Source organism: Candidatus Auribacterota bacterium, assembly GCA_026392035.1.
GTDB lineage: Bacteria > Auribacterota > Tritonobacteria > UBA1439 > UBA1439 > JAPLCX01.
This window is the reverse complement of the sequence record JAPLCX010000098.1, coordinates 19,306-29,194: the sequence shown is the minus strand read 5'-3', so window position 1 is coordinate 29,194 and position 9,889 is coordinate 19,306. Positions and strand designations below refer to the sequence as shown.

Sequence of the window (9,889 nt, the reverse complement as noted above, 5' to 3'; positions counted from 1 at the left end):
GTAATGGGTCAGTTTTGGTAGGGTCAGGATGAGTTTAGTTCGAAAAGGGCAACATAAGGATCAAGTGACGGGTTTTCGGCAAGTTTATCCAAGCCTCGTTTGAAAGCGACAGCGACATCGGGGGTTCTTTTACGTAGTGTATGGAGAATGGTCATCAGTATACCGCGCGTTTCCGCCCCTCTCTCTGACTGAGAACCAAAGCTGACTTTTCGTGCAATGACCAGTGGGCGAAGTTCCCTTTCGGCCAGATTATTGTCGGCGGGGATATGCGGGTCTTCCGCCCAATGGTAGAGCCGTTCCGCTTTTTCTCGAAAGATGGTTTGAATGCTTTGGATGGCTGGATGGCGCGCCTCCTGGTGAACGGCACTGATGATCTTTGTTTTGATCTCCTCCGCATGTCTTTTGAACTCGCGATCTGAAAGATTGAGGGTACGGAGATGTATAGCCTGGCTCAATAATGGGCCGAACGTCTCTACAAAATTGTGGATTTCCGCGTTGTCGGGGAACTCTTGTTCGATATCCTTCACATTGCGGAGCAGATGCGCATAACAATACTGGATCGCGCACCGCGCTTTATTGTAGGCGCTGTACCGATCGACAACGAGCACTCCCGGCAAAGATTCTTCACCGAGCACTTCTCGGACAATGTGTGCTGAACGACTTCTGCGGAAGCGAAAGATGCTGCTGTCCGGCGTGCAGAAGATCCATCCATAGCCATTCTGTCCATCGCTGCGCCAACCTGTCTCATCCGCATGTTTCACCGCGGCTTTTCGGTACTCTTGGATAATTTTTTCAGGCACTCCCTTGAGGTGGCGGGCGAGCTGGTGCATCGCGTCTACCAAACTGCTGTAACCGATGCCCGTCTGCCGTTCAAGCTGGCCGAGTGGGTTCCCGTGGATGTAATGCTGTATTGCCACATGGGTGAATAGCTGATTGCCATAGAGGCACTTGGGCATTACTCCTGGGGGGCGTGCATGGAACGACCTGCCGCAGTGCGTACAATGCTTGTGCTCAAGTTCAAATTCAACCTTCTCCATCTTTATCGGGATACACTCCGTGACTGTACGCCTATCGAGCCCCCTGTTTTCCATGGGAGCACCGCATCTCGGGCATATCCTTTCCACAGGCACCCGCTCGATTCGATCAGCTTCTCCCTTCACGATTGAGCGGCGCCCGTGCCCCGGATGTCCCACACGCGCGCCACCGCACCTCTGTTGACGTTCTGCCAGGGTATCGGGCTTTATCGGTATCTGAGAAGAAGGAGTTGAGGAGCCGAAAAACCCTTCCCTCGCAGTCCGCTCCTGTAGGCGCAGCTTTGCTTTCAGGGAAACGATCTGTTCCTGAAGCGCATCGATCTTCTGCTGCTTCTCAAAGCATGCCGGACAATATCTCACGCCTCTCTCCTTCGATGCTGATGCAGATCGCGCAGGTGGCGGTACTCTCGAATCATGTTACATCCTGTCTGCACTAACCGTTCTTCCATGCGGCGACCGTTCAAGATCGCCTGTCGTAGTCGCGGCACAAGCTCGCGTGGCACATGCATGCATTTCCGTCGGCCTCCCTCCATAAAGGAGAAGATGAATGACGGGTGCTTATCTCCTCGTTTGCATACCGGACAGGACGGTCGAATACAGGGCTTTCGCACCTCTGCCAGAGACCCCTTGGCCATCGGCCACAGTTCCACCACTTCGGCTAGAAAGACATCTTTTTGAACATGGGTACTGCGGAATGCGTTTTTCATGCTTAATGGATACTATATTACATACATGCGCACAAGCAAAAAAAGAGAAAAAATACATACCCCCTGTTTATCACTCTACCCTACCGAAACTGACCCATTACGCCGGAAGAGCTTGAGTTGTTGAACACGCTGTATGAGCTCTACGGGTTTTATGCCAATTTCTTTCAGCCGCAGATGAAGTTGACCGAGAAAATCCGGATCGGAAGCAACGTGGTCAAGAAATATGACAGGCCGCTGACGCCTTTTGCGCGAGCAGGATCGTCAAAGCATATCGCGGACGAGGTGAAAAAATGCTCCGGAATAGGTACGCTACGCTTAATCCTGCCAAACTGCGAAGGGACATGCTTACTCTTCAAGAAAAGCTTTACAAGCTCGCAGCCTCAAAATGCGATTTGGTGAAGTGGCAAAAGGTTGCCGAGGAGGACATGGTGTATGCAACTGCATTGTAGTCAGAGCAGATTTCTACGAGCTCTGTGGGGAGAAAAATGCGTTCTCGGATGGCGGTGTTATCCACTTATTCACACTATTCACAAAGAGAGAAAAAAAGAAGCAAAAAAAGAGAGAAAGGCTGCTACGACTACGAGTACTTTTCTCTTTGACGCAACAGGTATCCTCGCTGGTTGGCCGCTCGCTGGTTGGCGAATTGCTCGCCGGAAGATTCGTCTACACAATAGATTGCGTTGATATCGCCACCTGCCGGATGGAACAAACCCTCTTTATCTGCTTTTATAGCTATTTTAGGCTCTTGCCGGATTTTTGTGATCCCAAGAGCATGCTCTATCTCCCTCCCCCTGTGAAGGGGGAGGTCAGGAGGGGGTGGAACTACAGTTGAAAGTTGAAGGCTGAAAGTTGAAAGCGAGCATACCTTACGCTTTCCGCTTTGAGCTTTTGGCTGTATTTCCCCCTCACCCTGCCCTCTCCCTCAAGGGGGAGAGGGTATGTGTACCGATCTGATCGCCCTGATCTCATTCATGAGCAACATGTTATGTATCATGTGCCTGATGTATTCTTCACAAAAATCCGGCTTGAGCCCTATTTTATAACACCACGTGACCGTTATTGGCTGCTCGACGAGGGAGAGGGAATGCGGTCAGGGATGATCGTGAACTGGAAGTTCCCCAAGGCACGGATCGGTTCAGCGGCGCTCGTCCGTAGCACCGGCCTGAAAAAGATCGGCACGCGGCGCCATATGATTGAGAAAATTCCCGCCACTGTTCCTTCACCCGTTCGCACAATGCTCTCATGCCGCGCACCTGAAACCCCCCTGATATGTCCGTGCTGCACGGTCATCATTATCTCAAAAATAGCACCTCTAGATAAGCTGTTTATAAAATGCTATTATACTGCCGTAATGAATCACATCAGGGCATTTCGACAGGTGCTGGCCCTCTCCAGAGACTACAAACTCAAGCGCCCCATCTGCTCCCAGCCGCCTTTTCGGATGTGGATCGATCTGACAACCGTGTGCAACCTCCGCTGCCCGATCTGCCCGCAGAGCGTCAGGCCGCTCGTCCCCGCTTATATGGATTTTAATCTGTATAAGAAAATAATCGATGAAATCAAGGAGTATGTTTTCGACATCAACCTGGCGGTGATCGGCGAAAGCCTCCTCCACCCGCGGCTTTCCGAGATGATAGCATACGCACAGCGCAACAGAGTCATCACACGCCTCCACACAAATGCGACGATTCTCTCTGAGGAGCTTGGTAAAAAGATAATCGGGAGCGGCTTGAGCTTCATCTCCTTCTCCGTAGACGGATTCGACAAGGAATCGTACGAGAAGGTGCGTGTCGGCGCACGCTATGAGACTGTCGTCGCGAACATTCGGAGATTCCTCGAACTAAAGAAACATCTCAAGAGCCGTCTCCCTTACGTCGTAATAAAAACGATCGTCAATCCCGACCAACTCGACACCACCTTGCAAGACCAGTTTCAGCGCCAGTTCAAGGGGCTCCGCGTCAACAGGTTCAGGTTGAACCCGATGCACAATTTTGGGGGGAAGATAACGAACGTACAGTTCGCAATGGGCAGGAGGATCCCCTGCTACATCGCCTGGTTCGGGCTCACGGTTCTCGCCGATGGGAGGATCGTGCCGTGCTGCATGGATTTCTGGGGAGATTACGTGCTCGGCGATGTGAAAAAGGACACCCTGTACGGGTGCTGGAACAGCGAGAAGATGGTTGCGCTCAGGCAAAAGCTCATCCAGCGCGAGGCGGATGAGCTTGCCTTGTGTAAGGGATGCTATTTCACTTTCGCACAGAAAGGGTTGCGAAAGCAGCCCATCAAGGACGCCGTTGCATTCTTAAAAGAATATTTTACCATAACCAGATGAGGAGTTTTCTAATGCTCTCGTACGAAACATGCGAAGTGAATGAAATTCTGGCGGTCAAATTCTTTAACCCTCACATAAGCCGCAACAGGCTTATGGTCAATATCAAGGAGAAGATAGTCCGGGGAATATTTACTTAAGATATCGTCCAACGGCGTGCGCTTGCTATCCTGATGAAAAAATAGACCAGGGGTTATCAATCCAAACCAGTCTATCATTCGCCTGTCCGTATAAAAACCTATCATTCCAACCTCGGTACTGAGCACCGATGCGTTCGGAGGGGTGTGTGCAATTATCCAATCACTCACCTCCCTGTATTGCTTCGCCCTTCCTCCTGACCAGAAGGAATTTTGATAATGCGGCACATGTTTTTTAACTAAAAGAAACGAACCTGAGAGATAAAGGAAGATGACGATGCCAGCCACCACCGGGAAACCTCGTATTTCATATCTCCCCTTAATCCTCATGTCTGGTATTCGTCCAAGAAGGTTTAAAAGGCCTGTGAAATACACCGCAATCAAGAAAGGATATATCGGATACAAGTGCCAGAGCTGGTCTCCGGGGGCGCCAATCAGGCTGTATGATATTATCTGAACAATCGGCCAGATAAGAAATAATGAATATGCGATATCCACCTCAGTTAGTGAATACGCGCCATACGCCATGATTCCCAGGAGGAATATGCCTGAAATGGGGTGATACGGGTAGCTGGCAGATATAACATTCTTCACGGGCATGAAAATCGTATCCTCAATATTATACAGCGCATTTAATAGGTACTCCCGAAATGAGCATGTCCCGCTCTTAGCTGCAAGCGCAGTAGGAGTTAACAGACCATAATAATAATAAGCAAAAACAAACCAAGGTAGTATCAAGACCAGACAGATCAATGCCTGTTTCAAAAAGATGTGCTTTTCTCTCAGAGTGAATATAACAAAGATGGCGATGGCAAATGTTACAGAATCATATCTTGTGAGAATACCCACTGCCATAATTGCAGAGGCGAGTGTATAGCGGCGATTGAAACAGGAATAATAAACAGCTATAAGAATCGCCGTTAAAAAGTTAGTTTCCAGCCCAAGGTGGAAGTATGCCCTGCCCATCCCTAGGCAAATGGAAGCTCCCGCAAGAGTTCCCGCCAAAGGCTTCCCTGATTGCCATAGCAATAGGAACAGGAGGAAGCCCGAAATAGCTATGGAAAGGCAACCCATGTAGTTACTCAAGACAGGCAGGCTATTACGTGCCGCTGGGTAACACACTGCTAGAAGGAGTGCATAAAAAGGAGAAGATGTCCCCAGCACCCGCTCTCCGACATTAAAAACCAGGCCGTTACCTTCAGCCAAATTTTTTGAATACTGATAAGTTATAAATGCATCATCGTGGAAGTAGCTGTTGTAGCAATAACCCAGCGCCATAGTGTATCCAGCGAGCGCCGATAAGATTAGGATCAACTTCCAACCGCACACATGCAGATTTTTCCCAACTAAATCTGATTTTTCATGTATCTCATCAGTCATCATTTTGACAGACAGTGGTTCCTCATTTAGGATGCGTGAGTAAGGTTTTCAATGCTATACTCTTATCAAGATATATAATAGCAAATAAACAATAGCAACGTCACTACTACCATGGCAAAACTAATTCGGACAGCATTGATACGGGTATCGTTTTACGGTTTCACTACTCCCTGCTTTCTTCTTTTCATAATTGTGAGGAGTATCTCGCTCCCCCATTTTCTAGCGATGACCTTGTTACTTCCTCTATCGCTGTATATAATCTTTTTCACCCCCGGCCTTCACTGGACCGCCATTTTCTCGAAAAAACGGAATCTGCGTCTTTCCGAATTTCTCTTCCGCTCTCTTGGGCTCAACATCATTCTGCTCGCCTGTGCAACAACCGCCATCAAGATCCTCGGCTTTAGCATATCCTGGCAAAATCTCCTCCCGGCGATATTCTGCCTCGCGTTTCTCGCTGAGATCCTCAAGGCCTGTAGGGGAATCTCCCTTAGCATAGACAATGACCTGAAGGCATATACCATCCCCCTCATCGCGGGTGCCGCCATGTGCGTCGCCCTCTTTTTCTGCTTCCGCTCCTATTTCACCACCCCCCTGGACCGTTACTGGCTGCTCGACGAGGGAGAGGGGATGCGGTCAGGGATGATTGTGAACTGGGATTTCCCAAAGGCACAGATCAACTCAGCAGCGCTCACCCGGAGCACAGGCCTGAAAAAGACCGGCACGCGGCGCCATGTGCTTGAGAAAATTCCCGCCACGCTCACCTATCATAATTACTCCCGCACGCCTCAGCCGTTCAACCTGATGCTTCTCTTCCAATCTCCCGAGGCCACGACAGTTTCTCTCTCGCTCAACGGGAAGCAGATCCGGAGCATCGAGCTTCCCAGGAGCATTCCGCTCCGGACAGACTACATAATTCCCCGCGCACACCGGTACTCAATCCTGGAGTGGGTTACCCTCCAGCCCGGTGAAAACACCCTGGAGTTATCGTGCGCCCCGCCCATGGGACATGGCTCCCTCATCCTGGATGAACTGTCGGGCCTCGACAAAATCTCCTTCTCATCGTACATAAATACCGAATATCAGCTCGTCCGGCTCGGCCCGATGTTCGACGCCATCGAGTCTATTGACTTCGCCTCGAACCTTCGTACAAAGGTGTTCACCTATACCTGGGACATTCGGCCGGGCGTGGCCGCGTACACCATCATTACTCCTCCACTCGACTTCCTCACCGACTCCATCATGATCTCGCTCACGGATGGGGGATTCACCAACATCAAGCTGCTCTACCTGGGCAAACTCTTCATCCTCTTCCTATGCGTGATCGTTCTCTGCGGATACGACAACCCGAGGATCACTACAGGCCTCGCGTGCATGCCCGCCTTCGCGATCGCCTGCCAGACTGCCGTACTCGGCGGCTTCAAGTATGTCGAGACGGTTGACACCCTCCTCGCGATTTTTTACCTCCTCACATTCTACTTCCTGTGGAGGAAACGGTACGGCTATTTCGTGCTCTTTTCGATCCTCACCTCCCTCACGCGTTTCCATGGCATCCTTTTCCCTCTCCTATTCATGGGGGCGTTCCTGGTCGCCGGCAGAATCACTTTTCCCAGAGCCATCAGGCTACTTGCGTGGATTATTTTCATTCTCCTGATATACGGCGGCTTCGCCTTCGCGATCGGATATCGCACGGGCGTCCTCCCAATCTGGCGTGAGGATATCTGGTGGGGGCATCTTGTCCGCTTCGGGCATAAGATCGCAGAGCCATGCAGAACCCCTTTCGATATTCCCCTCTTTACCGGCTGGCTGCTCCTTGCCTCTGGATTTTCTCCCCTCTTCTTGTTGCTCAAAAAGGATGCGCTCTCGCGCATGCTGCTCTGTGCGCTACTTCCCTACCTGTTTCTCGTCTACTGCTCAACGTATGTGAAGGTCTACTATCTTGTCGTCCCCGTCTACCCTCTCGTCATTATCGCGGTAAGGAACATCAGCCAGCAGCGGGATGCGCGCCTCTGCCTCTCCCATGGCAGGCACTCGCTCCGCGTGCTCAATCTCACAACCTTTTCCCGGAAACTCTTTTTCGCGCTTTCACTGGGATCGCTGGCCTACCTGCTGGTCATTCCCCTCACCGATCCCGACTTCAACTCATCGGCGCTCCCTCTCTACCAGCAGCTCGTGGAGAGAGGATTTCTCTCTCCGTATAAAGGACTGTACTGATGCTCCGGAAATTCTTAAATCAACTGCTGGAGAATCCGGCGCTCTTCAACCTGATGCGCACGCATATCTCGGGGGACTTCACGCCTATCCGCCATGAACTTGTTTCCCCGCAGGCGCGGCGGATCCTCGATATCGCCTGCGGGACAGCTTTTTACTCACGAGATCTCTACGCCGATCAAAACATATTTTATTGCGGTGTGGACAGCAGCCCCGTGTATGTTTCCTACGCGGTGAAAAACTTCAGCGGTGGGCATTTCATTATCGGCGATGCGTTCAGCCTGCCCATCGCAAGCGGGAGCTTCGAGAGGGCGCTCAGCCTGGGATTCCTGCACCATATTGACGACAGGCAGGTTTCGCACGTCCTTCGGGAGATTCATCGCGTTCTGAAACCGGGGGGGACACTCCTGCTCGCCGAACCCATACTCTTCTTTCGCTTCCTCCGCTTTCTTCTTATCCCCAGGCGGGTATTAGTAAGGCTCGATAGGGGTCAGCATGTGCGGTGTCCGAGCGCGTATAACTCTCTCTTCCCCTCCGGCTTCACACTGCTGAGGGACTACCCCTTCAGGAACGGTCCGCATGACTGGTGGGCCTTCGTACTGAGAAAGAAGGCCGAAGGAGCATCACCCGATGGCGCATACTGAAAACGTTTTACTCCTCAACCCACCAGGCAACAGGATATATATCAGGGACTACTATTGCAGTAAGGTGTCCAAGGCACACTATACCTATCAGCCGGTAGACCTGGTGATCCTGAGCGGCATACTCAGCACGCGAGGCTCGGTGGATGTCCTTGACGCCATCATCGAGAGGATGAATCCGCGAAGCTGTATCGAGCGCATCCTCTCGGCAAAATACGCAGCGATTGTCTTCCTTGCCGGCGCCGCATCACGCGAATCAGACTTCACGTTCATGCGCGATCTCCGCGCTCGCACCCCTGCCATGTTCATAGGCAGCGGCGATCTGTTCATGGAAGACAGCGCCCAGATACTCCACGAGCAACAATGGCTCAACGCCATCTGCCTGGATTTCACCAGTCCCGATATCCTCTCCTACCTTGACCACCCCGAGGGGACGACGCCGCTCGCGGCACTGGCCTACAGGAACAGGAACGGCGTTATCGCTGCTGAGCGTCATCCGGCGCGCGGCAAATTTGAGATTCCCATCCCACGCCATGAACTCTTCCCCAACCGGAGGTACACCTACCCGTTCGTGCGGAGATCACCGTTCGTCACCGTGCTCACCGATTACGGCTGCCCTTACGCCTGCACCTTTTGCATCATGAGCCAGCTCGGCTACAAGTACCGCAGTGTTCAGAACGTGATGGCGGAGCTTGTCCATGTCAACTCCCTCGGGATCAAAGAAATCTACTTCTCCGATCAAACATTCGGGGCCATGAAAGGGCGCGCGCACGAGCTCTGCACCGAAATGATCGAGCGGCGATTTGAATTTGGGTGGGTCTGTTTCTCGCGGGTTGATCTGATCAGTAGAGACACGCTCAGAATCATGAAGCGCGCCGGCTGCCACACGATCATCTTCGGCGTCGAGAGCGGGAGCGAGCGGATCATCCGTGAGAGCGCAAAGGGGACAACGCTCGACATGGCGCGCCAGGCCTTCCGCCTGTGCCGAGGAGAGGGAATCATCACGGTAGGGACATTTATCCTCGGCCTCCCCGGAGACACCACCGACAGCATCCGCCAGACGATAAACTTCGCAAAAGAGCTCAGGTGTGACTACGCCTCGTTCAATGTGCCGGTGCCGCGGATGCTCACCCCCCTCAGGCGATGGGCGATCCGGGAAAAGATGATTGTCCCGGGGGTACAGGAGATGGATCAATCGGGGACCTACGCCGTGATGGCGACCACGCATTTGCCCCGTGAAAAAATCATGGAACTCAAGCGGGAGGCGATATTCAAATTCTACCTCAGGCCCAGCTACCTACTCCAGAGGCTGTTCTCAATGTACTCGCTGTGGGACTTCAAGCGCCACATCCTCGGACTTCTCTCGCTGATAAGAAACGCATTCTCACGAACGTGAGATACTCGCATTCCCTCCTGCACGACTCACCCCACGCAGGCACTACAGTAGGGCAGT

7 protein-coding genes are annotated in these 9,889 nt (G+C 52.1%); 5 read left to right on the top strand and 2 right to left on the bottom strand.

What is annotated here, in order from left to right; translation table 11 throughout:
* Positions 1 to 23: 23 nt before the first annotated feature.
* Positions 24 to 1,193 carry an IS66 family transposase gene (locus tag NTX71_10960; protein MCX6340416.1) on the bottom strand — a complete coding sequence of 390 codons (1,170 nt, stop codon included), beginning with the start codon at positions 1,191 to 1,193 and terminating at the stop codon, positions 24 to 26.
* Between the two features lie 1,143 nt (positions 1,194 to 2,336).
* On the opposite strand from NTX71_10960, the gene NTX71_10955 reads away from it, so the two are divergent.
* Together NTX71_10955 and NTX71_10950 are read left to right on the top strand one after the other, a co-directional pair.
* Entirely contained in the window at positions 2,337 to 2,573 is a 237-nt protein-coding gene (locus NTX71_10955; protein ID MCX6340415.1) for a hypothetical protein, read from the top strand.
* A 252-nt stretch (positions 2,574 to 2,825) separates the two neighbouring features.
* Positions 2,826 to 4,073, top strand: coding sequence for a radical SAM/SPASM domain-containing protein (locus tag NTX71_10950; protein ID MCX6340414.1), 1,248 nt, complete (start codon positions 2,826 to 2,828; stop codon positions 4,071 to 4,073).
* Positions 4,074 to 4,081: 8 nt separating this feature from the next.
* Here NTX71_10950 and NTX71_10945 read toward each other — a convergent pair whose 3' ends face one another.
* Entirely contained in the window at positions 4,082 to 5,590 is a 1,509-nt protein-coding gene (locus tag NTX71_10945; GenBank protein ID MCX6340413.1) for a hypothetical protein, read from the bottom strand.
* 222 nt (positions 5,591 to 5,812) lie between these two features.
* On the opposite strand from NTX71_10945, the gene NTX71_10940 reads away from it, so the two are divergent.
* The 3 genes from NTX71_10940 to NTX71_10930 are packed head-to-tail and all read left to right on the top strand — an operon-like array spanning position 5,813 to position 9,832.
* On the top strand, positions 5,813 to 7,798 hold the full coding sequence (locus NTX71_10940; GenBank protein ID MCX6340412.1) for a hypothetical protein: 1,986 nt from the start codon (positions 5,813 to 5,815) through the stop codon (positions 7,796 to 7,798).
* Positions 7,798 to 8,439 (top strand): class I SAM-dependent methyltransferase, encoded by a 642-nt coding sequence (locus tag NTX71_10935; protein MCX6340411.1) that lies wholly within the window; start codon positions 7,798 to 7,800, stop codon positions 8,437 to 8,439. Before NTX71_10940 ends, NTX71_10935 begins: the two co-directional genes overlap by 1 nt.
* Positions 8,426 to 9,832: a radical SAM protein gene (locus NTX71_10930; GenBank protein ID MCX6340410.1), complete on the top strand. Its 1,407-nt coding sequence runs from the start codon at positions 8,426 to 8,428 to the stop codon at positions 9,830 to 9,832. Before NTX71_10935 ends, NTX71_10930 begins: the two co-directional genes overlap by 14 nt.
* Positions 9,833 to 9,889: the final 57 nt, after the last annotated feature.

Excerpts from the sequence above, each read along its gene's own strand:
- NTX71_10935 (MCX6340411.1), top strand. The coding sequence starts at position 7,798 with ATGCTCCGGAAATTCTTAAATCAACTGCTGGAGAATCCGGCGCTCTTC.
- NTX71_10950 (MCX6340414.1), top strand. The coding sequence starts at position 2,826 with ATGCGGTCAGGGATGATCGTGAACTGGAAGTTCCCCAAGGCACGGATC.
- NTX71_10945 (MCX6340413.1), bottom strand. The coding sequence starts at position 5,590 with ATGATGACTGATGAGATACATGAAAAATCAGATTTAGTTGGGAAAAAT.
- NTX71_10930 (MCX6340410.1), top strand. The coding sequence starts at position 8,426 with ATGGCGCATACTGAAAACGTTTTACTCCTCAACCCACCAGGCAACAGG.
- NTX71_10940 (MCX6340412.1), top strand. The coding sequence starts at position 5,813 with ATGACCTTGTTACTTCCTCTATCGCTGTATATAATCTTTTTCACCCCC.